This is a genomic window from Pantoea sp. SGAir0183 (genome assembly GCF_043545505.1).
Genome location: NZ_CP028053.1, coordinates 1,802,290 through 1,829,044, shown reverse-complemented (window position 1 = coordinate 1,829,044; position 26,755 = coordinate 1,802,290). Strand labels below are relative to the sequence as shown.

The window sequence follows — 26,755 nt, the reverse complement described above, 5'->3', positions numbered from 1 at the left end:
GGAGTTCCTCATGAGTTTTCTTAGTGAAATAGTCGAGAAAAATAACCATTTTCTCGTTACGCTGGAGAAAATGTACCAAAACGGTAATCCGGTAGTCCTCATTGGCGCAGGCTGTCTGGCTACCAAGACCAGTGAATATATGGCGCGTAATCATTTGCATATCGATTATGTAGCGGTCAATGAAATGTATTTTTCTCCTGGTCAAACGTTAAACGAACTGACTGTTGTCCCTCTGGAAAGTTTGCTCAACACCAATAAAAAATATAATTTTATTATTGCACTACAGTATGTGGAGCAGGCGTTTTTAAATTCATTATCAGACGTTCAATCTGAAGTGCTGGTCTATGACCCCTCTTTTACGGGCGTAAACACCGAAGATATTATTTCCTATGATTTTTGTCAGACCCATGCTGACGCCCTGCATTCCTTATATGAAAGTCTTGGTGATGATAAATCTCGCGAGACGTTTATCGCATTCATGAATCAGCGTATTAGCGCACGCCCTGACTATATTAAAACAGTGTATGATGAGAACCATTACTTCCCAACCGACATTGTCGCGTTGAGTAAGTCCGAGGTTTTTGTTGACTGTGGTGCTTATAATGGTGACAGCGTGAATGCTTTCGAAGCCGCACTGGCCACCCGCGGACTCCCTTCGCCGAAAAAAATCTTTGCCTTCGAACCTGACGACGTCAATTATCCGTTGCTGTGTGCCGCTACAGCGGATAAAGCGTATTGTGAATGCCACCAGGCAGGCGTATGGAGTGAAGAGACAACGCTGTATTTCGACTCAGGAAAAGCGTTGGATTCAAAAATTACTGAAAAGGTCACGACTAACAGTATCGCATTAACCACACTCGATAGCGTTATTGCGGACAGTAAGGTGACGTTTATCAAAATGGATATTGAAGGCGCTGAGCTTTCTGCGCTGGAGGGGGCGAAAAACAGTATTCAACGCTGTTACCCACTGTTGGCAATCAGCGCTTATCACAAACCGGATGATCTTATAAAGATTCCTGCTTATATCAAAAGCATTATGCCCGGGTATCGATTTTATCTCCGCGCCCATCATCCTGTTCATGCTTTTGAACTGGTGTTGTACGCGATTCCTGCCTGATTTTTTCTTTGCATCAGCCCGGCTCTCGCGTATCAGCCGGGCAGAGTTGTTCTCATTACCTGTATCCGTCGTCTGTGCCCTTCCCGTTTCTTTTTCGATATACCGCTGTCAGCAACGATTTTTTGAGATGAGAAACGATTAAGAAAGCAAGATCGTGCAGATGGAAAGCATGTGAGATGTGCAGCGTCAGGCAAACGCATGTTCCCTTTTGCCTGACGGGCTTGTAAAGATCCGGATTGAAGCCTTACGCAGCATTCACATTGCTGGCGCGCATAATAATGTTAATAATCTCATCCTGATCCGCTTCCGCCAGGTTTGGATGCACCGGTAAACACAACACCTGCTGAGAAATTTGACTGGCCACCGGCAAATTTGAAGGAGCCGATGATTCATAGCCTTTGTACATCGGGAAATCGGAGATGAGCGGATAAAAATACCGTCTGACATAAATATTTTGGCTTTTGAAGTGATGATACAGTTCATCACGCGTCATCGGGAATAATCCCGCGTGAACAAAGACCGGGCAATACGCATAGTTCCAGTCGGTTTCATCAACGAGCGGTAGTAGCGTAAGTCCGTGTATATGCCCTAATGCCTGCTGATATTTTTCGTAGATGACTTTACGCTTAGCCAGCGCTGAATCCACATGCTTCAGCTGGAGTAATCCAAATGCCGCCTGAACTTCATTCATTTTGCCATTGATACCCGGCGCAACCACCGTGGTTTCATCGGCAAAGCCAAAATTCTTTAAATAATCAATACGTCGTTTGATTTTTTCATTCGGGCAGATAATGGCGCCGCCTTCAAACGTGTTAAATACCTTTGTCGCATGGAAGCTTAAAACAGAAAGATCGCCGTGATTCAGGATACTGACGTTTTTTTGTTTAACACCAAAACAGTGCGCGGCATCGTAGATGACTTTCAGACCGTAGTTGTCGGCAATACGTTGAATGCGGTCGACATCGCAGGGAATGCCATAGCAGTGAACGGGTAAAATTGCACTGGTGGTAGGCGTAATGGCGGACTCGATTTTTTCAGGATCGATATTGCAGGTAACAGGATCAATATCGACGAATATGGGTTTTATGCCGTTCCATAATAAGGAATGGGATGTCGCGACGAAAGAATAAGGAGTGGTAATCACCTCCCCCGTGATTCTGAGCGCCTGTAGCGCCGTCACCAGCGCCAGGGTACCGTTCGCGAACAAACTGAGGTGCTCGACACCGAGATAATCGGCAAGGGCCCGTTCCAGCTCCTGGTGATACGGACCACCATTTGTGAGCTGTTTACTGCCCCAGATACGTTCTAAATAAGGCAGGAACTCTTCCAGGGGCGGCAGAAGAGGACTTGTCACCAGCACATTTGATGAGGGTTTGTTTATCTTCATCGGATAACTTCCTGACCTTAAATAATTGTTGAATGCGTACAGGGCTTTTATCTGGCGCGCTGTCTCTGCACGTCATTTATGCCTGAGTGGCTTCAGATAACGCCTGTATCCGGCCGAAAAGTGTCATAAGCGCGTCCTGGTTTACCTCGTTATACGCTTTTTCTTTCAATTGCTGACTGAGCGTGTCACTCAGCGACGTATCAGCACAAAGCGTTGCGATAGCCTCTTTCCAGGCGTTCGGGTTATGTTTTACTCTCCAGCCGGGAACGGACTCACCGAATGTAGGATGATCGCTATACATCGCCGGTATCCCCATTACCGCTAACTGCGTGAGTACGTTGTTATCTTTGTAACGGTTTTCATCATTGTTGCAGCGCGGAAGCACGGCGATATCGGCGTCACAATGCAGCAACTGCGCGACCAGGCGGGCCTCAGTCTGAAAACGGTACGTTTCCCTGATATAAGGCAGCCATTCCGGCGGACAATGTCCAATGACAATCCAGTCAAGCTTTTCCGCACTTGTCGTTATCGCTGGAGTCAGTAATTCACAATCTTTCTTCCTGAGATCGTATGTGAAACACACGACACGGCATTTGTCTTTTTTCTGCTTAACCCTATCCTGACAGGGTTGCACTAAAACATTGGGAAGAATAACGACAGGTTTATGGCGCTTTTTGAGCCAATTGGCCAGTGCATCGCTGTACGTTAGCCAGTTATCGATAACATTATCTTCAATTAATTTTTTATATTTCCGCGCATTCGGATCGTCCTGAATAAGATAATGAACACGACAGGTTATGGCGTTTTTGAGTTGCCTGATTGTCTGGCAGGCGAGATCCGTCAGTTCGCCGCTGATAACGAGCTCGTCAGGATGATGCCGCAATAATTCTGGCGCGGAGGGTATCTGTTCAAGAAGCACGCTTTTGACGCCACCGGCATTCATCAGCCTGTCCAGCGCGGTGGTAAATCGCTGCACGCCAGTATCATTCTGATCCTGCGCGATAAAAATGACGGTGCGTGTTTCGCCAAGTTTGAGCGGGTTCCAGCCCGTGACTAACGTGCTGTCTGCGGTAAAAAGGGTTCTGTTCAGGCTTAAATTTTTATTATAAGCCGGATCATCTGCCAGAACAGGGAGCCAGGCGTGATAGAAACGGTCAAGTTCCTGTGAAGGCGACAACGCATATTGTGGCGGAAAGTCCGTCACGGCTTCCTGTTTTGCTACAACGCTGTAAGGTGTGCATATTGCCCGACCGCCCAGCTGAACCAGTCGCAGATTCAGGTCCAGTCTGGCCAGCAGAGGTTGTGTATAAGCCGTATCAAATCCACCGACCTCCAGCCATCTGTCTTTTCTGATTAACAGACAGTCTGTGGCCAACGTCGAATAACTACAGTCGCTTTGATAGCGTGACAGGTAGCCTGCATTGCCCCATCTTTCGGCATACCCAACGGGGAAGGCCAGGCCCCTGACCCCAAGAATTTCTCCGGCACATAAGATCTGACTGTCCAGGTTGATAATATGAGGCGCGACGCAGACAACATCATGCCGCAGGGCATGACATGCCAGCGCCTCCAGCCAGCCGCGGCTGACAAATAAAACACGGGGATCCAATAACAGCAGAAACTCGCCTTCTGCCTGCCCTACTGCCTCATTAATCGCCGCTTCCTGGGTTTGGCTGCCATGACTTTTCAGGATGTTGATGTTAACCGACGCTGTTGACAAATTTGTCGTCAGCCAGGCCGTGATGGCCTCAGAGGTCGCCGGCGTCACAATAACAATCAACTGGCATACAGGTTGATGGGTTTGTTCAAATAACGTAGTGATGCAACACTGCAGTTGATGGATATTTGTGCCAGCGACAAGTATGATGCTGAGCGAAATCACCGGCTCCGTGCTGTATCTTAACCGCCACGGCTTACCCGGCTGGTGCTCCACTACACCCTGGCTGAAGCCCTGCTGCTGAAGATAAGATTGCAACACAGCATGTTCCTGCTGCAGATCCTGTGCCACACAGCTGTTCAGAGGCGTCACGGTAAAGACCTCTGAAACATGACCAAACACGTTGCTATCGCGCGTAGCTAACAGTCGCGTAATCGCATCCAGCTCATAGCACGCGGATAAATCAGCATTAAACCCGCCGATAGCCATCAAGGCGTTTCGCGCGAAGATCCCGCGCTTAAGGTAGAGTGAAGGCTGACTCAGAAAAAGGTCCGGGCAAAATGCAGGCTTAAAATGAGGATGAATTTTCCCTTCCTTGTCAGAGAGGCCTTCATCCGCGTAAACAAAGGCGCATCCCGTTCTGCTGTGCAAGGCCTCAGCAAGGAGTCGTAAACTTTCCGCTGTAAACTGACACCCGGCAGGAACGACGTATATCCAGTCGTAAACGTTCTGCTCCAGATGACAATTCATTTCATTCAGCCACACATCAGACCGAATCTGAAAGACACGATCGTCAGAAACGTGGCACGTTTCCTGCGGCGTCGCCAGTAAAACGGCGCATCCTGTTACCTGATCTAACTGAGGCAATAAGGCATTCAGCGTCGAGGTCCTGTCCGCTTCGCTGCCTGGCTGGACGGCAATCAGCATTCTGAGGAGTGGCAGTGATGAAGTACTCTGCACCTCTTCAGCAGGAGCCGGAAGTTGCCGCTTATACAGCCAGTCATTCAAAGCGTGTCGCTTATCCTGCGCGGCACGTTGTTCGGCCTTTTCTTGTGTCAACGTAACGAAGTTTTCAAACTGTTGCTGACTTCGCGCGCGTCGGACCAGAAAATAGTCTCGCATCTTCCATAAATTCTGGCGCTCGGTATCAATAGCTTCCTGGGTGTTTTCCCAGCAAAATCCAGCGCCACCGTTGTCACGCACGGTTTCCTGCGTAATGGCATACTTTTCATAACCCGGTGCGGTTAACGCAACTACAGGACTGCCGCATAAAATCGCCATTGCGCAGGTGCCCGAGGACTCATACGAATAAAATACGCGCGTACGCTTGAGCACAACGGCAAGTTCTTTCAGCGTCAATGGGTTTGCCATGGACAAGATTTTGGTATCCGCGGGTAGCTGGATGAAATCAACGACCGACTCAGGCACACGATTCAGGTAGAGGATATTCAGGTCTTTCTGCGGGTTGTCGTCACAAAATAATTGCAGATCAAAGGATTCGATTCCCAATATTTGTGGGTCAACGGCTTTTTCAGCAAACTCATTGCGGTACCAGAAAAATAAATCATCCGGTCCTTCATGGATCCGGTTATTCATGATCACGCCTTCCCGGTTCAGCATATAGCGAACACATACGGGCGCGGAAAGAGGATTACCCGATACGATTTCAGGGTAAATGGCAATCCAGGGTTGCCCGCTGTTTTGAATAACTTTCCAGTCTTCACTGTTTATCACCGGCGTATTCCATTCTGGATTCACGCGGCAATTAACCATCCAGGCTTTACCGCCCTGTTCATTAATCATGTGGCAGAGCTGATGGATAACCTGAACGCCTGATGAAGATTCGATGTAATCCGGTGCCAGAAGTAAGTAAGGAAAGGTGAACCCACGCATAACAGCCTCTTTTTCTACAGGCGCGACAATGAAAAGCTGGCGTTGCCTGAACGTTGTGTGTCTCTATGGAGACGTTATGTCCGGTCATGTAACGACGGCGTCATCATCAGGACGACGCGCCGCCACTGTCTCAGGCAGAAAGCCAACCTCTCTGCCATTCGTTTAATCCCTGCTCCCTCAGGTACCAGTCCTGATGGACCGCCGCGCGAAGTTGATCGCCCAGACGACGAGTGGCATCCATATCCGCAAGGTGCGCGCGTATAGCGCCCATCCAGTCTTTAAAGCGGTTTTCAACGAGCGTGACGGGCAGGCCACAACGATAGGGTTCGATACTGGTGGCAATGATCGGCACGCCACAGGTGCCGATCTCCAGTAACCGCAAATTACTTTTGCATTCATTGAACTGGTTGACTTCGAGCGGCACCAGTGCCAGATCCAGGTTCAGGCTGGCCAGCTTTTCTGGGTACATATCAAACGGCACGCCAGTGTGGAACTCACAGTGCACGCCCCGCGGTTTCATTCCCATGAAAACCCATTCAACCTTGTCTTCCAGCTCCTTGATAAGCGGCAGCAAAATTTGCAGGTCACCGGCATGTGTACTGCCGCCCGCCCAGCCGATACGCACTTTACGCCCCACGCCGCGCTGGCTGGTCAAATGGCCCCACTGACCTTCTGCGAGACGGTTCTGTGCAATGCGGATATCATGATGGAAACGGCTGTAGGCATCCGCTAACGGTGCGGTTGACACAACCACCCAGTCCGCGCACTCCATTACTTTGCGAAGATTTTTGACAATCTGTTTAGGGAACTGGTTACGGTTGCCATTTTTTACCGGTACGTTGAGCAGGTAGTCGTCGTACTCAACCACAATTTTGGCATCGCAGACGTCGCGATATTGCGCCATGACCGACGGGAAACGACCGCCACTCAGCGACTCCAGCACAATAATATCAGGCTGTAAAAGTGCGACTTCCATTACGCCGGGAATTTGCTGAGTGAGTCCGCCCTCAAGCAGCAACTGACTTTCCATGGCCTTGAACGGTTGCAGGATGCGGTGATTGCCACATCCCTGCCAGTCGACATGGTGTGCGAGCACGACAGGCAGTGGCCTGCCCGGCAGCGGCTGCTGAAAACGCGCCGTCCCTGCACCCAGCGTAAACGGTTTACCTGCCCGCTGCATCAGCGGATGGTTACTGGGATCCTTTAACAGCGTGGCGCGCCACTGCTGGCGAAGCCGACTATAGTCATGCTGAAACGGCCTTTCCTGTACGTTGAACTTTTCTGGCATCAACCGCGTTGCACCGCCCATATGGCGAACACGCGACCACGGCGTCCAGACGTTTAAGTAACCTTGTTGCTGCGCACGTAACCCCAAATCGACATCCGCGAAGTAAAGCGGGAAATCGTTCTCAGCAAAGCCACCCAGACTAAAGAACACGTCTTTACGGACCATCATGCAGGACGCACTCACTGCAGCAAGATTGTGCTCCGTTTGCAGATAGCTCTGGAAACCTCTGGCATGTTCCTGCATCCCTTCCCACGGACTGTCAACGCCGTTCTGTACACCCAGCAGATAACCACCGTGCTGAACCCGGCCATCGTGGTATTCAAGGCGCGCCCCGACTAATGCGACCTCTGGCCGCAGTGCATGCTCCAGCAGCGCATCCAGCCAGTCAGGTTGCGTAATCTGGCAGTCGTTATCCAGGAACAACAGGACGTCGCCCTTCGCCTGCTCTGCCGCGCGATTATGCATGGCGGCGAAATTAAACGGCGCGTCGTAACGCAGTACCTTAATCTGTTCGATATTGAGTTTGTCGAGATCGTTGAGAAAGGTACAGGCCTGCGCATCCACGGACTGATTGTCGACGATCAGTAATTCATAATAGGGATAACGCGTTTTCTCCATCAACGTATCGATGCAGGCACGGAGTAAGGCGGCATGGTCACGCGTGGGGACGATAATGGAAATGAGAGGCTGCGTGTCCCACTGATAGCGCACCCGTGCAAAACCGGGATTCATGCCGGCATTAAGTGACGCTTTTATCCCTAAACGCTGTAAATGCGCCTCGACAACGCGCCGATAGCCGGCTTCACAGGACTGCGCTTCATGCCAGCGCCCGTTCTCTTTTTGGCCTCTGACTACGACATCTGACACATGTCCAAGCGCGCCCGGTCCCTGATTTTCAATGCAACGCCACAGCCATTCATACATGATCAGAGGATTGACGGCATCCTCGCCCTTCCCCGCCGCCTGCACTTTCCGGCGGTCAAACAGCAACGTGCGGCCTACGTAAGGCGTACTTCTTAACAGATCGATATTGGGATCGGGACGAAGAATCGCTCCCGGCTCATTCATATCATCATTGAAGGTTTCATCGACATACCACACAGCCGTTTCCGGGCGTCGCAAACGCTGCTCTGCCAGCAACAGCAACGCGTCAGGCAAAAGCTCATCCCCTGCCATCACCAGCAGCAGCGCGGCTGGCCCGGTTTGGTGATAAACGACCTCGTTAAGTTCAGCGACCCAGCCTGAGGCACAGGCGCTTATCGTCCCCTCATTTAACTCAATGTCGACATCGCTCAGTAACATGACCGTCGCGGGCGGCAATGTTTGCTGCCTGACGGCGGCAAGGGAACGTTCACAGGCTGCGGCATCACCGTTTTCATCAATGATCACGATCCCGATGTCGCCACTTTCGGGCACAGACTGAATAAATGACTGTAACGCTGCGCGTCGGGCTTCGGTAATTGACCTGTCTTTCAGCCACTGCTCAATAGAGTAATTTTTATCGGCCCAGGACAGGACGGACTGTCTGTGAAAGCGTAACGCATGTTGCGCCGGGTCATCCATGGACCAGCGTTTGGGCGCAGGGAGCTGGCTGAGGATAGTCTGGATCGCAGCAGGCATCGTCCATTTATCGCCAAAGCGGCCCTGGTTTGCCCGGGTCCATGCCACGGCCTCACTGAAACCCCGTTTGAGTGCGGCGATCCACTCCTCCGTCTCCGGGCAAAACTGCAGATTCACCACGGTAAAATGCGATTGTTCAAACTCCTGAAGGTTATGCGCGTTAAGATAACCTTCCACACCGGTTGTAGACGCTAAAAATACCGGAATCCCCAGTATTAACGCCTTGGCCACAATTTCATCGCCACCCATGACCATATCGTAGTTATCCAGCCACTCAGGCTCAATCCGACTCACAGGCTGGCTACAGTCGAACCATTCCAGCGTAATGGACTGACTTTTCAGTTGCTGTTGCAGCTCATACATTTCGGCGGAAATATCCGGGGCGTAATAAAGTATGCGTTTGAGCGCAGTGCGGGCATTACGAGATGGATAGCAACTGAATGCGGAAGGAACGGTAAACGGCAAAACAGCGATCTGACTGGATAGCAGTCCGTTTTGCAGCAAACGTTCTGACACCACAGGCGACAAACTCAATGACAGGGAGGCGAGCTGATTTTCCAGCTCAGCGCCCCACGGCATATAAATGTCATGATAATCATAAAAGTGGCGGAAAATAACCGGGGCCGTGCCTGTTAACGTTTCCAGCACGGGTAACAATTTTTGTGCAATAAAACCCTTATAGACCCAGATGAGGCTATAAGCATCAGCGAGTGTGCCTTGCTTATCACTGATAATGCGGAAAGCCGGGTTGGATTTGTACTTTTCCAGTTCAAACGACAGCGTTTTACCATAGGTACTGGTGACAATATCCACCTGCCATCCCCAGGTTAAAAAAACATCAATGATATCGAGCGCCTCATTCACGTGAAGAGAAAACTGCTCAACTCGGTCAATGCTTATTAAAAGCCTGTTCATCTGACATCCTCTGGTTGTGCATAGCACTATCCTGCACGTAAGTACCTTACCTGTTTCAGACTATTGTAAATTTTTGGGCATTAACTTAGGGCGGGAAAAGCTATAGCAAAGCGGGCTAATTAGACCGATTAAAAAAAACGCCCTCATTTCTGAGAGCGTTTTTAATCTGACGGGCTGTGCGGCGATTAACGCAGCAGAGACAGCATGGTCTGTGGCACCTGGTTGGCCTGTGCCAGTACAGAAGAACCGGCCTGCTGCAGGATCTGCGCGCGGGACATGTTTGACACTTCCGTTGCGTAGTCCGCATCCTGAATACGGCTGCGGGCAGCGGTCAGGTTGGTCACGGTGTTGTTCAGGTTGCTGATGGTGGACTCAAAACGGTTCTGAGACGCACCCAGCAGGCTGCGCTGGTTGTCGACCGCTTTGATGGCCGCATCGATGTCCGCCAGAGGTGAACCATCGGTGGTGCCACCGCTTGTTACGGTCCCGCTCATCACGTCAAAACCTTCAGCCGCGGTAGTACGCGCGTTGCCATTGATAGTCTGACCGGTTGTCTGAGCAGTCGCACCAGAGGTATTGAACAGGTTGAAACCGTTGCTTGCACTGATGGTGATACCGATGGTTTCGCCGTCTTTTGCGCCAACCTGGAAGTTATACGTCTGAGAACCTGAACCGGTATTCAACACTTTAATACCGTTAAAGTCAGTCTGCTGAGTAACGCGGTTGATCTCTTCCATGCGCTGGTTAACTTCCGCCTGGATTGAGTCAATGTCAGACGCTGAGTTAGAGCTGTTCTGCGCCTGAACGGTCAGGTCACGTACACGCTGCAGGTTGTTGTTCACTTCAGTCAGGGCGCCTTCAGCCGTCTGCGACAGAGAGATACCGTCGTTGGCGTTACGGGCTGCAACGGTCAGGCCGTTGATGTTAGAGCTGAAGCGGTTAGCGATAGCTTCGCCGGCTGCGTCGTCTTTTGCGCTGTTAATACGCAGGCCAGAAGACAGGCGCTCAATCGCCGTACCCAGTGATGACTGAGATTTGGTCAGGTTGTTCTGAGTAACCAGCGACAGGGTATTGGTATTAATGACTGCCATAATAATTATCCTTCATGATGATAGGGTTCAGATTTGGGCTGCGGCTTTATCGCCTTCATTATTGTTATCGTCGAACGGGGGACAAACTTTATACATTACTTAAATTTTTTTAACTGATTTGGCAAAAAAAAACGCCCTCATTTCTGAGGGCGCTTTTAATCAGACGGGCTGTGCGGCGATTAACGCAGCAGAGACAGCATGGTCTGTGGCACCTGGTTGGCCTGTGCCAGTACAGAAGAACCGGCCTGCTGCAGGATCTGCGCGCGGGACATGTTTGACACTTCTGTCGCGTAGTCCGCATCCTGAATACGGCTGCGGGCAGCGGTCAGGTTGGTCACGGTGTTGTTCAGGTTGCTGATGGTGGACTCAAAACGGTTCTGAGACGCACCCAGCAGGCTGCGCTGGTTGTCAACGGCTTTGATCGCCTTGTCAATGTCGGCCAGCGGTGTGGTGCCTGCTGCAGTACCGCCGGTACCGCCGGTTACTGCGCCTTTCAGCACGTCGAAACCGATAGCTGAAGTGGTACGCGCGTTACCGTTAACGGTCTGACCGGTTGTTGAGCTGGTGTTCTGAGTGGTGCCAGACTGGCCCGCTGCTGCCAGGTCAAAACCGTCGCTTGAGCTGATGGTGATACCGATGGTTTCGCCGTCTTTTGCGCCAACCTGGAAGTTATAAGTGGTGCTGCCTGAACCGGTGTTCAGAACTTTGATGCCGTTGAAATCGGTCTGCTTGGTGACGCGGTCGATTTCCTGCATACGCTGGTTAACTTCAGCCTGGATTGAGTCGATGTCAGATGCTGAGTTAGAGCTGTTCTGCGCCTGAACGGTCAGGTCACGTACGCGCTGCAGGTTGTTGTTCACTTCAGTCAGGGCGCCTTCAGCCGTCTGCGACAGAGAGATACCGTCGTTGGCGTTACGGGCTGCAACGGTCAGGCCGTTGATGTTAGAGCTGAAGCGGTTAGCGATGGCTTCGCCGGCTGCATCGTCTTTTGCGCTGTTGATACGCAGGCCAGAAGACAGGCGCTCAATTGCAGTACCCAGAGAAGACTGTGACTTGCTCAGGTTGTTCTGGGTAACCAGCGACAGGGTATTGGTGTTAATAACGGCCATGATAATTATCCTTCATAAATAATGTCGGGGGTCAGGTGTTAATCCTGCGGCTTTATCGCCTTCACTATTGTTATCGCCCGTCGGGGCTAAAACTTTAGAGAGAATGACGGCTTTTATTTTAATGAGACAGGAAGGCATCCTGGCGGAATGGCGGGGTTATCAAAAAATAGTGCTGTCGCTGTTACGCTTTCTGATGACATTAACTCAGCGCAAACAATCATTGCCCCATCGACAATAAGCATTGCGCGAACCTTAGTTTGTCAAACGACAGTCAGACAACCCTGTGAGAGAGCTTCGGGCAGACTGTCATACCCGGAAAATACACCGTCTGCTGGATCCATCAACAATAAAAAAGCGCCCTCATCACTGGGGGCGCTTTTAATCAGACGGGCTGTGCGGCGATTAACGCAGCAGAGACAGCATGGTCTGTGGCACCTGGTTAGCCTGTGCCAGTACAGAAGAACCGGCCTGCTGCAGGATCTGCGCGCGGGACATGTTTGACACTTCTGTCGCGTAGTCCGCATCCTGAATACGGCTGCGGGCAGCGGTCAGGTTGGTCACGGTGTTGTTCAGGTTGCTGATGGTGGACTCAAAACGGTTCTGAGACGCACCCAGCAGGCTGCGCTGGTTGTCAACGGCTTTGATCGCCTTGTCAATGTCGGCCAGCGGTGTGGTGCCTGCTGCAGTACCGCCGGTACCGCCGGTTACTGCGCCTTTCAGCACGTCGAAACCGATAGCTGAAGTGGTACGCGCGTTACCGTTAACGGTCTGACCGGTTGTTGAGCTGGTGTTCTGAGTGGTGCCAGACTGGCCCGCTGCTGCCAGGTCAAAACCGTCGCTTGAGCTGATGGTGATACCGATGGTTTCGCCGTCTTTTGCGCCAACCTGGAAGTTATAAGTGGTGCTGCCTGAACCGGTGTTCAGAACTTTGATGCCGTTGAAATCGGTCTGCTTGGTGACGCGGTCGATTTCCTGCATACGCTGGTTAACTTCAGCCTGGATTGAGTCGATGTCAGATGCTGAGTTAGAGCTGTTCTGCGCCTGAACGGTCAGGTCACGTACACGCTGCAGGTTGTTGTTCACTTCAGTCAGGGCGCCTTCAGCCGTCTGCGACAGAGAGATACCGTCGTTGGCGTTACGGGCTGCAACGGTCAGGCCGTTGATGTTAGAGCTGAAGCGGTTAGCGATAGCTTCGCCGGCTGCATCGTCTTTTGCGCTGTTGATACGCAGGCCAGAAGACAGGCGCTCAATTGCAGTACCCAGAGAAGACTGTGACTTGCTCAGGTTGTTCTGGGTAACCAGCGACAGGGTATTGGTGTTAATCACTGCCATGATGTTTTTCCTTTAAAAAATTGAGCCATATTAGGCGTCTGAATTCGGCTAGCTTACCGACAACCTGATTATCGTCAGCCCTCGTTCAACCTTTAGAAAAAAAATTCAGTAATTTTTCGCCAGCCAAATCCGGGAAGACAATTAAAGAAAGGGGTTTTATTCAGCCATCAATTTTTTCAGAGACAGGCTAATCTTTTGCCACTCGCTGCCGATACCCATTTCACTTAACGTAAACTCGTAAAGGATTAAAGCATGGCAAGTGTAAGTTCACTCGGTGCTGGTACGAACCTCGACCTGAATACTCTCTACAGCAGCCTGGAATCCGCTGAGCAGACTAAACTGACGCCTATTACTAAGCAGCAGGCGTCCTATAACGCTCAGCTTACCGCCTGGGGCGTGGTGAAAACCGGCCTGTCAAAATTGCAGACCGCGGCGGCGGCATTGCAAAATGCCTCGACGATTGCGGCTACGAAAGTCACCAGCACGAATACCGCTTTCACTGCCACGCTGGCGAGCAAAGCCTCCGCCGGTAACTATTCTATTGAGGTTACTCAACTCGCCTCTTCGCAATCGCTGCTGTCAAAATCAGCCAGCAGTAAAGATACCGATTTAGGTGATCAGAGCCTGGCATCTCGCACGATTACGATTTCCCAGTCTGGGCAGAAATCGCCGCTCACGGTAACACTGAGCAAAGATCAAACCAGCCTGTCTGATATTCGCGATGCGATTAATAAACAGCAAGGCAGCGTAAACGCCAGTATTATTAAAGCAGACGATAATACCTATTATCTGTCTCTGACTGCACGCGACAGTGGCACAGCGAATGCGATGACGGTCAGTACGGACGACGGCACGCTGTCCCAGTATATTAATTACAGTTCGGGTGGCAGCAGCAACGCGATGACCGAACAGGTTGCCGCTAAAGATGCGCAGTTAAAAATTAACGGCGTGTCCATCACCCGCAGCAGCAATACCGTCACGGACGCGCCTGAAGGTGTCACGCTGAACCTGACGAAAACCACCGCTACAAATACACCGGAAACGCTGACCGTCGCCACAGACAATCAGCCAATGACGGCGGCAATCCAGGCTTACGTGGATGCCTACAATTCCCTGCAAACCACTATCGGTAACCAGACGAAATACACCGCGGTGAAAGCGGGTGAGTCGCAAAGTTCCGGTAACGGCGATCTGTTGGGTGATAATACCTTACGTAACATCCAGACCAGCCTGCGCAGTCAACTGTCCAGCGCACAAGCCAGCGGAAACCTGACCAGTCTGTCACAACTGGGGATCACGCAGGACGTTAACGGCAAGCTGACTGTGGACAGCACCAAACTGGACAAAGCCCTGACCAATCAACCGACAGATGTCCTGAACTTTCTGACGGGTGACGGTAAAACAACCGGGTTTGCCACACAGGCAAATAACAAACTGACGCAGATACTGGCCAGTGACGGACAGGTACAAAATGCCACTAACGGCATTAATACCTCACTGAAAAAACTGTCCGATCAGTACGACGAAGTAAACAGCCAGATTGCGGCGACCATGGCGCGTTACAAAACACAGTTTACCAGTCTGTCTACCCTGGTCAGCTCCATGACCCAGACCGGTAACTATTTGACCCAGCAGTTCGCCAAACTATAACAGGAGTGGTAAGCATGTACGCTAAGTCCGGTATTCAGGCCTATGCGCAGGTAGGTGTGGAAAGCGCCGTATTAAGCGCCAGCCCACATCAGCTGGTCGTGCTGCTTTTTGATGGCGCCCTGAGCGCCATGAAAAAAGCTGCCATTTTAATTGAGCAAGGCGATATTCCCGGTAAAGGTAACGCCTTATCTAAGGCCATTAATATCATTACTAACGGGCTGCGCGCAGGCCTGAACCATGAGGTTGGCGGTGAAATTTCCGCTAATCTCGACGATCTGTATGAATATATGACCCGTCGTCTGTTACAGGCTAACCTGAACAACGACCTTGAGGCCATTACGGAAGTCGAAGGCTTGCTCAATAATATTGCGGATGCGTGGAAACAGATTGGCCCTAATTACCAGCCACAGCAGGATACCTTTTAATGAGTTATCCACTCGAGCTGCTAAAAGGATATCAACACTTACTCACGCTCAGTAATGCCATGCTGGAAAATGCCCGGCAGGGACAATGGGATGAGTTGCTTAGTTGCGAATCAACTTACGTTAGTAGCGTCGAGCGTGTTGCGCGTGATAACGATGCCAGTGCGCTGTCAGCATTACAGCGGGCACAAATTCGCCCGGTACTTGAGCAAATTCTGAAGAATGAAACCACGCTGAAGACGTTGCTGGGTGAACGTATGAGCGAACTGCGCTCGCTGGTCACGACCTCAACGCAGCAACACAACATTGTCTCTTCTTACGGCAAGATGGCGGGTAATATCCTTTACCCAAAAGACCAGTAAAGGCCGACTTATGCGGGTAAACACTCTTTTTTTAGTTTACCCGCGTAATTTCTTCACTCTTATCCCATACTTCCAGTTCCCTCTCCTCTGACTGGACGTTTGTCATGCACAACCCAACCCTTTTGCAGTTTTTCCACTGGTATTATCCCGATGGCAGCACGCTGTGGCCGGAAGTCGCAGAAAAAGCGGCCCTGCTTAATGACATCGGCATCAACATGGTCTGGCTGCCCCCTTGCTATAAAGGCGAGTCCGGTGGTTACTCGGTGGGTTATGACAGCTACGATCTCTTCGATTTAGGCGAGTTTGAGCAAAAAGGCAGCGTCGCCACCAAATATGGTGATAAGCAGCAGTTGCTGGCTGCCGTCAATGCGCTGCGCAGCCACAACATTGGCGTGCTGCTGGATGTGGTTCTCAACCATAAAATGGGCGCGGACGAGAAAGAACAGGTGAGCGTAAATCGCGTTAACCCGGATAATCGTGATGAAATTTATCCCGAGGTCGTGGAATGCGAAGCCTGGACAAAGTTTACGTTTCCGGCGCGGGCAGGCGAATACTCGACATTCATCTGGGATCATAAGTGTTTTAGCGGGGTCGACCATATTGAAAATCCCGATGAAAACGGCGTGTTCAAAATTATCAACGATTACACCGCTGAAGGCTGGAACGACCAGGTGGATAACGAGTTAGGTAACTTTGATTATCTGATGGGCGCCAATGTTGATTTCCGCAATAAGGCGGTGAGCGAAGAACTCAAATACTGGGCGCGCTGGGTCATGGAGCAGGTCCCCTGCACCGGCTTTCGTCTGGACGCGGTAAAACATATCCCGGCCTGGTTTTACAAAGACTGGATCGAACATATTCAGGACGTCGCTAACGAACCGCTGTTTATTGTGGCGGAATACTGGTCCTTTGAAACCGAAAAGTTGCAGGAATATATCCATCAGGTGGAAGGCAAAACGCTGCTGTTTGACGCCCCGCTGCATATGAATTTTCATCAGGCGTCTAAAGCCGGCAGCGATTATGACCTGAGCAAAATTTTTGATAACTCGTTGGTATTAGCCGACCCGTGGCATGCCGTGACTATCGTGGCCAACCACGACACACAGCCGCTGCAGTCTCTGGAAGCGCCCGTTGAAGCCTGGTTTAAGCCGCTGGCTTATGCGCTGATTCTGTTGCGCGAGCAAGGCGTTCCGACCATTTTTTATCCGGACCTGTTCGGTGCCCACTATGAGGATGAAGGCGGAGACGGTGAAATGCATCAGGTCGATATGCCGGTCATTCCTGAACTCGAAGGGCTGATTCGTGCCCGTCAGCAATTTGGCTGGGGCGCGCAAACCGATTACTTCGACCATCCTAACTGCGTCGCGTTCAGCCGCAGCGGAACCGCTGAAAAGCCTGGCTGTATTGTGATCATGTCGAATGGCGAAGCGGGGGAAAAACAGATTTCAATGGGAGAAGGATATGCCGGGAAAGTATGGTATGACTATCTGGGACATCAATCCGATACCGTTACGACGGACGACGCCGGCAGCGCCGTGTTTCGCTGTAATGCAGGCAGCGTGAGTGTCTGGGTTGTTGAGGCATAAAACCACAGGTCCGCTGCTTTTTCTGGCGCGGTAACAGCCTGCGCATCAGCGCAAAGCGGTCCTTAAGACCGCTTTGCGTCATTTATTTGTTCAGAACCGGACGCATAATCTCGGGTTCGATATTCTGAATCACATCCACACCGGGATGTTGGGCCGCTTCCTGTAAAGCTTTCTGGCATTCCACCGTGGGTCGATCGACCTTACGCAACGTAAGCCCGTCGTAATCCAGCTCACCGCCATCCAGATCCAGTGTCATGATGCGTAACTGACGCGTAACATTGACATAATCGCCATTCAGCTGCGTCAATTTGCCTGGCTTCGCAATGACCCGTTGCCACTGCCGGCAATCCAGCGTACTGCCGTCCGCGTTGATAATCAGACTCCCAATCGCCTTGTCGCTAATCAGGTTACTCTGCGGCCCAACCGTCTGCCAGTTGCCTTGTAAATTTGCCGGGGCCGGCGTTTGCACCGCACTTTGATAACTGTTTATTTGTGCGCAGCCACTCAGCGCCAGTGTGGCAATCAGCATCCAGTTTTTCATCTTTGATCCCTAAATCCGGTTAATGGCGGCTACGTTATAATTTTTACCGCCAGATGTGCAAGATATCTGAGGGATGAAATCAACGTAAAGCGCGCTTTTCCTGGATTCATCACGCACCGGGTGATGTTTATTCCCTTCCCTGCCCGCTTTTATCGCTGTGAATGAACCTGTCCACTCCGGCCTGACAAGGGAGGCACAACAGGCTACACTGTCGCCCTGCATTACATCTCAGAGATTTGTCATGAAAACTCCAGAAGCTTATTATGCCCAGGCACGCCAAATGTTCTTCACTGCCCATGCCGATTTTCAGGCCGCACTCGATGAACTGACCGAACAGGATGCCCGTGCCGCCAATATGTCCCTGCGTGAATTGCGCGAGTGGCACGCCGAACGCATTTATGCCGCCTTTTTACGCCAGAAAAATCTTGATGGTATGATTTTTTCGATTCAACTGGCAGAGCCGGATAAAGCCGTCGCCGCCGAAGCCATCGAAGCCTATCTCCGATCGCATGCCGAATCTCTGGGAATGAGTTGGGAAGAATTTTGTATTAAGAACGAGCTCTAGCTATACCTCAGCTGTGCGGACAGGAAGAATAACGGCGATGGCGTTGCGCAGCGTCGTGACAACAAACGGTTAATGCCCGTGATGTCCTAGCTGGCGGCAGAAAACCCCGCTGCCGCCAGCGTTAGCCATCACTCTTCTTGTTCGAGCTTTCCCCTCACCTCAACATACTTAGCCACGGCCAGTAATCGGTTGAGGTGCGTGAGCAACAGATCAATATCAGACTGCATGAACTCTGATGAGGAACGCGATGCCGTGACAATGGCATCCTGCACCGTCTCAGAAATCGTTAACGCATTATCTTGTTTCGCCTGGACTAATAAAGCGGCAACCAGCAATGACTGCGCTTCGACCTGAGCAGTCAGTTCCTTTGCATCGACATCCATTTTTGCCAGTTTAAGCAGAATATCAATAACCAATTGTCGCATTGCACTTCTCCCGGTGAGTGAGCGCATATATCGTTAAGAGCGCCCTCAGAGTAAATCAGATAAAAATGCTTTTCTACGCGGGACCTAAAAAACGGATTCATGCAAACATCAGCTTGATACTGTTTTTATTTACAGTAAAATGGCAACGCGATTTTGCCCTGAAGGGATGGTTATTATGTTTGTAGAGTTAATTTACGATAAGCGTAATGTCGCGGGCCTGCCAGGGGCGCGCGACATGATATTGGCAGAGCTTGAAAAGCGTGTGCATCGTGTTTTTCCTGACATCGAGGTCAAGGTGAAACCGATGGAACGTAACGCGATAGAAACCGACCTCAGCAAGAATGATAAAGCCACTGTCGCGCGTCTGGTGGAAGAAATGTTTGATGAAGCCGAGTTTTGGCTGGTGGCGGATTAATCCGTTAATCGCCACCCCTCAGTTAGCGGGAGATACCTTAACTCTCCTGCTCACTGTGGTTGATTTCAATTTCAATATCCTGAATGGCTTTCTCCAGATCTTCCAGCAACGTTCCCTGCTTATTCAGTAATGCGTCAATACGGGCCGCATTCCCTTCATCCTTGTATTCACCGGCATCAAAGGCTAACCAATGGGCGGAAAGCGTCTCAGTATTCGTTTGCGCATAGTGGCGCATTTCTTTCAACTGGGATGCCACGTCACGCAGATAATCGGTTTTGCTTTTGGTTTCGATTGAATCACTCATGCTGTGTTTCCTTTTGGTTGTTTTTCCAATGAAAATATCGTCTGGAGATTTAAAGCTAGGACAATATAGCGGTTTTGCATTAGGAATAATCGGAAGTCACTTTTACAGGACATGGCTTCTCGTCGTGGTCAGGCGGAAAACGGCGGAGTCATACCCCGTCCTTACGTGATGATAATTTTGCTGACGGGTCTCCGCTCACAGCTTTGTTGTGCTGGTCTAGACTTAGAGGACGACAAAGAGGAGCAAACGATGCACAACCAAAGTAACGATAAACGTAAACATGAAGGCGATGTCAGCAAAGGATTACCCGAAGCCGCACCTAATGCGGGAAATGCCTACGAGGAAGATGATCATCCCGCAAACGATGCACCGAAAGATCACGGTGAAGTGCCCAGAAAAAATGATGACAGTCAGGATGATAAAAAGGATCCTTTCAAAGCATCATGACATGTCACTGTCTGCCCACTTAACCGGGGCAGACGGTGATCTGCACCGTGCTTTGAAGCCGGTGCAGTCGTTATTTTAAGGCCAGCAGGATGAGAAGCCATGCCTCCCTGTTCGTTAACCCAGCTGGGCTGGCATGTGGGCTGCTCGCCTGGCAACGGTCAGGGACGGGCGGGCAACAGGCTTTGGCCCTTTATTCACACGGATCGCAGGCGCAGAAAATCGCCGGATACGGGAGCGGGCCCCCTCTGCACATGATCAGGCTTGCTGATTTAAATAATCGACCAGCATCTCAAGATTAATCCGGTGAGGGCCGTCTGGATAAAAAACATCCTGCGCCGGTCGATGGGCATCGAATAACGGTTGCAGATTCACATCCCGATCCAGCAACTGAATCGTCCCCTCAGTCAGTTTGTAAGAAATCACTGTGCAGGAACCCTCCGGGATTTTATCTATAAAATCTGACTTCCGGTTTTCCGAATAGACTTCATATTTAATCTGCTCACCACTTTTTGAGGTCGTGAGAAGTGTTTGAATTAAGTATCTCATGTTGATATATCCGTGAGCAGAATGAATGCTGACATTAATATCAGGCGACAGATTTAAACAGTTAAATATTTTAATTAGATTAGAAGAGGAATATTTCCGTTTGATGTGTAACCGGGGATGCAAGCCGCGTGGTGCCTGTTACGCTGCTGTCGCAACCCGCGTCGCCGTTAAGGTAAACAGGTTTTGCTGGCTTACGAATACATACCAGATTACATCTTTTGCTTTCAGTATTTCATTTTTTACTTCCCACCTTCAGGGATATTTTTAGTTATTAAGCTAACTAATTTTGCTTTTAAAAGTCGTAGAAAAATTACAACATTAGAAATGATATTTTTTGACGCAGGAACCGTGCTGAAAATACTTTAGCGGATGGCGTCATGCAGCCGTAACCGGCACAGCGAAAATGTCATAGTGAACGCCTGCACGGAAGCGAAGGATAAAGATGCAGGATATATTTTCTTTCGGCAAGAAAAGGAGAATAAACACCGACAGGTAGATGTCTGAAGTAAAGGGATGATGAGGCAGGTTGTGGTGCGATAATCGCGTCTCAGACGCTGCCTTGACAGGCCCAAGTCGGCTACCGCGCGCGGCTGGCATGGCCTGAACGCACAGGAAAGGTTATCAGGTGTACGATTGCATCGTTGAACACGTATAAAGCAACAAGAAGGCGCTTTTGGTAAAGCCACATTCTGTGTCGCTCTTGTCCCAACTCAACGCCGCCAGGCATATACCTGATAATAAAGACCCGTTTTCCCGACTACACCTGCATGTTCATGATGTCGGTATAGGCCGAAACCAGCTTGTTCCTGACCTGAATCCCCATCTGCATGGAGATAGACGATTTTTGCAGATCGACCATCACATCGTTTAAAGCGACACCGGGTTTCCCCATTTCGAACGCCTGCGCCTGGCTACGGGCAGTGGTCTGGGTTTCGCTGATTTTGTCCAGAGCGGCTTTCATGGTCGCGCCAAAATCGATATGGCTGTTGACCTCATCGCTTTTGTTATTGGCCTGAAGCGAGGTCATCTGTAACTGCTGTAAAACACCGTCGATTGCCTGAATTGACATGGTTGCTACCTCATTAAAAAAGATGAAGATTTTTGACGTGGGGAGAAGTTAACACATTGTCAATAAGACAAAGCCGCTAAATGACGCTAAAAACCGTGGCTTATTCACCCATCGAATTTTGCGTTTCATCAAATAATGCCAGGCATTGAAGTAGAAATTTTATTTAAGCAGGTCAGGGAGTCTGTTTTGCCATCACAACTAACCCGGTCAATTACGTCAGGCAGGAATCGGTCATGAATGCGAGTGCAGCCGCCACACAAAATGAAGAAACGAAAGGCTTTGGTGACCTTCTCGCTCGCCTGCGTGCCAATCCACGTATTCCGTTAATTGTCGCAGCCGCAGCCGCTATCGCTGTGGTTTTTGCGTTGGTGCTCTGGGCCAAAACACCGAACTACAGCGTATTGTTCAGCAACCTGTCCAATGAGGACGGGGGTGCCATTGTCACGCAGTTGACGCAAATGAATGTCCCTTATCGTTTCGCGGATAACGGCGGTGCATTAATGGTGCCGGAAGATAAGGTGCATGAGCTGCGCCTGCGTCTGGCTGAACAGGGCCTGCCTAAAGGTGGCAACGTCGGTTTTGAACTGCTGGATAAAGAGAAGTTCGGTATCAGCCAGTTCAGCGAGCAGGTGAACTACCAGCGCGCACTGGAAGGCGAGCTGGCACGTACTATCGAATCTCTGGGGCCGGTGAAAACGGCGCGCGTCCATCTGGCGATGCCTAAACCAACCCTGTTCGTACGTGAGCAAAAAGCGCCCTCCGCGTCTGTGACGTTAACTCTGCAGCCAGGCCGTGCGCTGGATGAAGGTCAGATTCAGGCCATCACGCACATGGTTTCCAGCAGCGTGGCCGGTTTACCGCCGGGGAACGTGACCGTAGTCGATCAGAGCGGTCATCTGTTAACCCGTTCTGACGCAGTAGGCCGTGATCTGAACGATGCACAGCTGAAATATGCCGCTGAAGTCGAAGCGCGTTACCAGCAACGTATCGAAGCGATCCTTAACCCGATTCTGGGCCAGGGCAATGTCCATGCGCAGGTAACGGCACAGATTAACTTCGATACCAGTGAACAGACGGATGAGAAGTACCAGCCGAACGGCGATCCGAAAAACGCGTCTATTCGCTCTCAGCAGACCAGTACCAGCGAGCAGACGGGCAGCCCTTATCCGGGCGGCGTACCGGGCGCACTGTCTAACCAGCCTGCGCCAGCCAATACGGCCCCGATCAACACGGCAAATAACAATGCGGCCAATGGCCAGAATGCCAATGGTCAGAACAATGCAGCCAATGGTCAACGGACCAGCACAGCCTCTACCAGCAGTGTACCGACCAACTCGCGCCGTGATGATACGGTGAACTATGAGCTGGATCGTACCATTCGTCATACCAAGATGAATGTGGGTGACGTGCAGCGCCTGTCTGTTGCGGTGGTGGTGAACTATCGCGAAGACGATAAAGGCAAAGCGATTGCGCTGAATGAGCAGCAGCTGAAGCAGATTGAAGACCTGACGCGCGAAGCCATGGGCTATTCACAGACACGGGGTGACACTGTCAACGTGGTGAACTCGCAGTTTAATACCACCGAGCCTGTATCAACTGAACTGCCCTTCTGGCAACAGCAGTCGTTCTTTGATCAGCTGATTAATGCAGGTAAATGGCTGTTGGTTGCGCTGGTGGCGTTCATCCTGTATCGCAAAATGGTGCGTCCGCATGTTCTGCGTAAGAAAGCCGCAGAGCAGGCCGCTGCAGAAGCTCAGGCTGCCCGTGCTGCTCAGCAGAACGATCAGGAAGCTTACAGCGTCCAGCTCAGCAAAGATGAACTTGAGCAGGAACGTAAATCTAATAACCGCATGAGCGCTGAAGTCATGAGCCAGCGTATCCGCGACATGTCTGAAAACGATCCGCGCGTTGTTGCGCTGGTGATTCGCGAATGGATGAGTAACGAACTATGAGTCTGACCGGTACTGAAAAAAGCGCCATTCTGATGATGACCATTGGTGAAGAACGCGCGGCGGAAGTCTTTAAGCACCTGAACCAGCGTGAGGTTCAGCATCTGAGTGCCGCGATGGCCAGCATGCGTCAGGTCTCGCATAAGCAACTGACCGAAGTGCTGCGTGAGTTTGAAGGCGATGCCGAGCAGTTCGCGGCACTGAGCCTCAACTCGAACGATTACCTGCGCTCCGTGCTGACCCGGGCGTTGGGTGAAGAGCGTGCGTCAAGCCTGCTGGAAGATATCCTTGAAACCCGCGATACCACCAGTGGTATGGAAACGCTCAACTTCATGGAACCGCAGGCCGCAGCCGATCTGATTCGCGACGAGCATCCACAGATCATCGCGACTATCCTGGTCCACCTGAAACGGGGTCAGGCTGCCGATATTCTGGCCTTGTTTGATGAGCGCCTGCGTCATGACGTCATGCTGCGTATTGCTACCTTCGGTGGTGTGCAGCCGGCAGCGCTGGCAGAACTGACCGAAGTCCTGAACAGCCTGCTCGACGGTACCAACCTCAAGCGTGCGAAGATGGGCGGCGTGAGAACAGCGGCCGAAATTATCAACCTGATGAAAACGCAGCAGGAAGAAGCGGTTATCGAAGCGGTACGCGACTTCGATGGCGAACTGGCACAGAAAATTATCGACGAGATGTTCCTGTTCGAAAACCTGGTGGAAGTGGACGACCGCAGTATCCAGCGTCTGTTGCAGGAAGTGGAATCCGAGCAGTTGCTGATCGCCCTGAAAGGTGCCGAGCAGCCGCTGCGCGAGAAGTTCCTCCAAAACATGTCAGCCCGTGCGGCCGATATCCTGCGCGACGATCTGGCCAACCGTGGTCCGGTACGTATGTCTGCAGTAGAGAACGAACAGAAAGCGATCCTGCTGGTGGTGCGTCGTCTGGCAGAGTCCGGCGAGATGGTAATCGGTGGCGGCGAGGAAACCTATGTCTGATGCATTTTCCGCCCGCCCCTGGCAACTGTGGCAGCCTGTAGAACTGGGGCGTCATGAAGAGCCCGCGACGATTCAGGCTGAACCCGAAATCGAATTCTTCGAATCAGAAGAAGACGAACAGCAACAGCAGTTTGAGCAGATGCAGCAGCAGTTGCGTAAAGAAGCCCACGGTCAAGGCTACAGCGAAGGCCATCAGCAGGGGTTTAATGAAGGTCAGAAAGCCGGCTATGACGCGGGCTTTCAGCAAGGCCTTGCTGATGCGCAGCAACAGCAGGCTCCCTTACAGGCGCGAATGCAGCAGCTGGTGACGGAATTTCAAAATACGCTGGAATCGCTGGACAGCGTCATTGCTGCCCGCCTGATGCAGCTGGCTCTGGAAGCCGCGCGTTCGGTGATTGGTCAGGCCACCACGGTGGATGGCAGTGCGTTGCTGCGCCAGATTCAGGGCTTACTGCAGCAGGAGCCCATGTTTAGCGGTAAGCCGCAGCTTCGGGTGCATCCTGATGACCTGCTGAGGATTGAACAAACACTGGGGCCAACGCTTGATCTGCACGGCTGGCGTTTACTGGCTGACAATACACTGCACCCCGGCGGCTGCAAGCTCAGTGCCGAAGACGGCGATCTTGACGCGAGCGTGGCAACCCGCTGGCAGGAACTGTGCCGTCTTGCCGCACCTGGAGAGTTTTAATGACCACTCGTCTGAACCGCTGGCTGGGCTCGCTTGATGCCTTCGAAAGTCGTATTGCGCAGGTGCAACCTGTTCGTCGCTATGGACGGCTGACGCGTGCCACCGGCCTGGTTCTCGAAGCAACCGGCCTGCAGTTGCCGCTCGGTTCGACCTGTGTGATTGAACGTAATGACGGTAAAACGATTAGCGAAATTGAAAGCGAAGTCGTGGGCTTCAACGGTCAGAAACTGTTGATGATGCCGCTGGAAGAAGTGGACGGCATTCTGCCCGGCGCGCGCGTTTATGCCCGTACCACCGGCGATAACCCTCATTCAGGTAAACAGCTGCTGCTGGGGCCACAGCTGTTAGGCCGGGTGCTTGATGGCAGCGGCCGCCCACTGGATGGCTTGCCTTCCCCGGAAACGGGCTACCGTGCCCCATTGAACACACCGCCGTTTAACCCTTTACAGCGCACCCCTATTACCGATGTGCTGGACACCGGCGTTCGGGCGATTAACGCCCTGCTCACCGTTGGCCGGGGACAACGTATGGGCTTGTTCGCCGGATCAGGCGTGGGTAAAAGTGTGCTGCTCGGCATGATGGCGCGCTATACCCAGGCCGATGTGATCGTGGTGGGCTTAATCGGTGAACGTGGCCGTGAAGTTAAAGACTTTATTGAAAACATCTTAGGTGCTGAAGGCCGCGCCCGTTCGGTCGTCATCGCCGCGCCGGCAGATGTCTCACCGCTACTGCGTCTGCAGGGTGCCGCTTACGCCACGCGCATTGCGGAAGATTTCCGCGATCGCGGTAAACATGTTTTATTAATCATGGATTCGCTGACACGTTATGCCATGGCGCAACGTGAAATCGCGCTGGCGATTGGTGAGCCGCCGGCCACCAAAGGTTATCCACCTTCCGTATTTGCCAAACTGCCCGCCCTGGTTGAACGCGCGGGTAACGGCATCGATGGCGGCGGCTCGATCACGGCGTTTTATACCGTGCTGACCGAAGGCGACGATCAGCAGGATCCGATTGCTGACTCTGCGCGTGCCATCCTTGACGGCCACATTGTGCTGTCACGTCGTCTGGCCGAAGCCGGCCATTATCCGGCGATTGATATTGAAGCCTCAATCAGTCGTGCCATGACGTCACTGATTGATGAAAACCATTATGCACGCGTGCGCCAGTTCAAACAGTTGCTCTCGAGTTTCCAGCGCAACCGGGATCTGGTCAGCGTCGGTGCCTATGCCGCGGGTAGCGATCCGATGCTGGACAAAGCCATTCAGCTTTATCCGCAGATGGAAGCCTTCCTGCAACAAGGCATTTTTGAGCGCAGTGAGTACGACGATGCCTGCCTGCATTTACATGCATTGTTCGGTTAATTCGCGCGTTTGATATGAGGACAT

At 51.6% G+C, this 26,755-nt stretch carries 23 protein-coding genes; 12 read left to right on the top strand and 11 right to left on the bottom strand.

From position 1 onward, the window contains the following. The first annotated feature begins 10 nt into the window (after positions 1-10). Positions 11-1,117, top strand: a complete 1,107-nt coding sequence (locus C1N59_RS08515; protein ID WP_164482094.1) for an FkbM family methyltransferase — start codon at positions 11-13, stop codon at positions 1,115-1,117. A gap of 244 nt (positions 1,118-1,361) precedes the next feature. Here C1N59_RS08515 and C1N59_RS08510 read toward each other — a convergent pair whose 3' ends face one another. The 6 genes from C1N59_RS08510 to C1N59_RS08485 form a co-directional block, all read right to left on the bottom strand. Beyond that, positions 1,362-2,504, bottom strand: a complete 1,143-nt coding sequence (locus tag C1N59_RS08510; protein ID WP_394550555.1) for a DegT/DnrJ/EryC1/StrS family aminotransferase — start codon at positions 2,502-2,504, stop codon at positions 1,362-1,364. A 76-nt stretch (positions 2,505-2,580) separates the two neighbouring features. Next, complete coding sequence (locus tag C1N59_RS08505; RefSeq protein ID WP_394550554.1) at positions 2,581-6,054, bottom strand: glycosyltransferase family 2 protein; 3,474 nt, start codon at positions 6,052-6,054, stop codon at positions 2,581-2,583. Positions 6,055-6,184: 130 nt separating this feature from the next. Continuing rightward, positions 6,185-9,877 carry a glycosyltransferase gene (locus C1N59_RS08500; protein WP_394550553.1) on the bottom strand — a complete coding sequence of 1,231 codons (3,693 nt, stop codon included), beginning with the start codon at positions 9,875-9,877 and terminating at the stop codon, positions 6,185-6,187. 185 nt (positions 9,878-10,062) lie between these two features. Further along, a complete protein-coding gene (locus tag C1N59_RS08495) occupies positions 10,063-10,968 on the bottom strand; it encodes a flagellin N-terminal helical domain-containing protein (protein WP_039342628.1) in 906 nt (301 codons plus the stop codon). Between the two features lie 179 nt (positions 10,969-11,147). Next, positions 11,148-12,077 (bottom strand): flagellin N-terminal helical domain-containing protein, encoded by a 930-nt coding sequence (locus C1N59_RS08490; protein ID WP_006119482.1) that lies wholly within the window; start codon positions 12,075-12,077, stop codon positions 11,148-11,150. A gap of 402 nt (positions 12,078-12,479) precedes the next feature. After that, positions 12,480-13,409, bottom strand: coding sequence for a flagellin N-terminal helical domain-containing protein (locus tag C1N59_RS08485; RefSeq protein WP_006119482.1), 930 nt, complete (start codon positions 13,407-13,409; stop codon positions 12,480-12,482). Between the two features lie 252 nt (positions 13,410-13,661). Here C1N59_RS08485 and fliD point away from each other — a divergent pair, with 252 nt between their 5' ends. The 4 genes from fliD to amyA all read left to right on the top strand — a co-directional run bounded on the left by fliD (position 13,662) and on the right by amyA (position 17,429). Then, the gene (gene fliD / locus C1N59_RS08480) at positions 13,662-15,059 is read left to right on the top strand and encodes a flagellar filament capping protein FliD (protein ID WP_058708341.1); all 1,398 of its coding nucleotides are present in this window, start codon (positions 13,662-13,664) and stop codon (positions 15,057-15,059) included. 14 nt (positions 15,060-15,073) lie between these two features. Further along, positions 15,074-15,484: a flagellar export chaperone FliS gene (gene fliS, locus C1N59_RS08475; RefSeq protein ID WP_033742062.1), complete on the top strand. Its 411-nt coding sequence runs from the start codon at positions 15,074-15,076 to the stop codon at positions 15,482-15,484. Continuing rightward, on the top strand, positions 15,484-15,843 hold the full coding sequence (fliT, locus tag C1N59_RS08470) for a flagellar protein FliT (RefSeq protein WP_394550552.1): 360 nt from the start codon (positions 15,484-15,486) through the stop codon (positions 15,841-15,843). Before fliS ends, fliT begins: the two co-directional genes overlap by 1 nt. 104 nt (positions 15,844-15,947) lie before the next feature. After that, complete coding sequence (gene amyA / locus C1N59_RS08465; protein WP_205953273.1) at positions 15,948-17,429, top strand: alpha-amylase; 1,482 nt, start codon at positions 15,948-15,950, stop codon at positions 17,427-17,429. Positions 17,430-17,511: 82 nt separating this feature from the next. Here amyA and yedD read toward each other — a convergent pair whose 3' ends face one another. Further along, the gene (yedD, locus tag C1N59_RS08460) at positions 17,512-17,970 is read right to left on the bottom strand and encodes a lipoprotein YedD (protein WP_006119487.1); all 459 of its coding nucleotides are present in this window, start codon (positions 17,968-17,970) and stop codon (positions 17,512-17,514) included. 241 nt (positions 17,971-18,211) lie between these two features. Here yedD and C1N59_RS08455 point away from each other — a divergent pair, with 241 nt between their 5' ends. Then, positions 18,212-18,535, top strand: a complete 324-nt coding sequence (locus C1N59_RS08455; protein WP_006119488.1) for a DUF6388 family protein — start codon at positions 18,212-18,214, stop codon at positions 18,533-18,535. A 128-nt stretch (positions 18,536-18,663) separates the two neighbouring features. Here C1N59_RS08455 and iraP read toward each other — a convergent pair whose 3' ends face one another. Continuing rightward, positions 18,664-18,960: an anti-adapter protein IraP gene (iraP, locus tag C1N59_RS08450; protein ID WP_006119490.1), complete on the bottom strand. Its 297-nt coding sequence runs from the start codon at positions 18,958-18,960 to the stop codon at positions 18,664-18,666. A 175-nt stretch (positions 18,961-19,135) separates the two neighbouring features. On the opposite strand from iraP, the gene C1N59_RS08445 reads away from it, so the two are divergent. Further along, the gene (locus C1N59_RS08445) at positions 19,136-19,375 is read left to right on the top strand and encodes a DinI-like family protein (RefSeq protein WP_033742070.1); all 240 of its coding nucleotides are present in this window, start codon (positions 19,136-19,138) and stop codon (positions 19,373-19,375) included. Positions 19,376-19,412: 37 nt separating this feature from the next. On the opposite strand, the gene C1N59_RS08440 is transcribed toward C1N59_RS08445, so the two are convergent. Next, a complete protein-coding gene (locus C1N59_RS08440) occupies positions 19,413-19,679 on the bottom strand; it encodes a hypothetical protein (protein WP_006119493.1) in 267 nt (88 codons plus the stop codon). A 249-nt stretch (positions 19,680-19,928) separates the two neighbouring features. Here C1N59_RS08440 and C1N59_RS08435 point away from each other — a divergent pair, with 249 nt between their 5' ends. After that, positions 19,929-20,126: a hypothetical protein gene (locus C1N59_RS08435; protein WP_006119494.1), complete on the top strand. Its 198-nt coding sequence runs from the start codon at positions 19,929-19,931 to the stop codon at positions 20,124-20,126. 255 nt (positions 20,127-20,381) lie between these two features. On the opposite strand, the gene C1N59_RS08430 is transcribed toward C1N59_RS08435, so the two are convergent. Next, a complete protein-coding gene (locus tag C1N59_RS08430) occupies positions 20,382-20,672 on the bottom strand; it encodes a hypothetical protein (RefSeq protein ID WP_324030481.1) in 291 nt (96 codons plus the stop codon). 757 nt (positions 20,673-21,429) lie between these two features. Further along, positions 21,430-21,741, bottom strand: coding sequence for a flagellar hook-basal body complex protein FliE (gene fliE, locus C1N59_RS08425; protein WP_006119561.1), 312 nt, complete (start codon positions 21,739-21,741; stop codon positions 21,430-21,432). Between the two features lie 233 nt (positions 21,742-21,974). Between fliE and fliF the strand changes: the two genes are divergently transcribed. The 4 genes from fliF to fliI are packed head-to-tail and all read left to right on the top strand — an operon-like array spanning position 21,975 to position 26,731. Further along, positions 21,975-23,693 carry a flagellar basal-body MS-ring/collar protein FliF gene (fliF, locus tag C1N59_RS08420; RefSeq protein WP_033742074.1) on the top strand — a complete coding sequence of 573 codons (1,719 nt, stop codon included), beginning with the start codon at positions 21,975-21,977 and terminating at the stop codon, positions 23,691-23,693. Then, complete coding sequence (gene fliG / locus C1N59_RS08415) at positions 23,690-24,682, top strand: flagellar motor switch protein FliG (RefSeq protein WP_394550551.1); 993 nt, start codon at positions 23,690-23,692, stop codon at positions 24,680-24,682. Before fliF ends, fliG begins: the two co-directional genes overlap by 4 nt. Next, positions 24,675-25,370, top strand: a complete 696-nt coding sequence (gene fliH / locus C1N59_RS08410) for a flagellar assembly protein FliH (RefSeq protein ID WP_394550550.1) — start codon at positions 24,675-24,677, stop codon at positions 25,368-25,370. The genes fliG and fliH overlap by 8 nt, the downstream gene beginning before the upstream one ends. Further along, positions 25,370-26,731, top strand: a complete 1,362-nt coding sequence (fliI, locus tag C1N59_RS08405; RefSeq protein WP_033742076.1) for a flagellar protein export ATPase FliI — start codon at positions 25,370-25,372, stop codon at positions 26,729-26,731. Before fliH ends, fliI begins: the two co-directional genes overlap by 1 nt. Positions 26,732-26,755 lie beyond the last annotated feature (24 nt).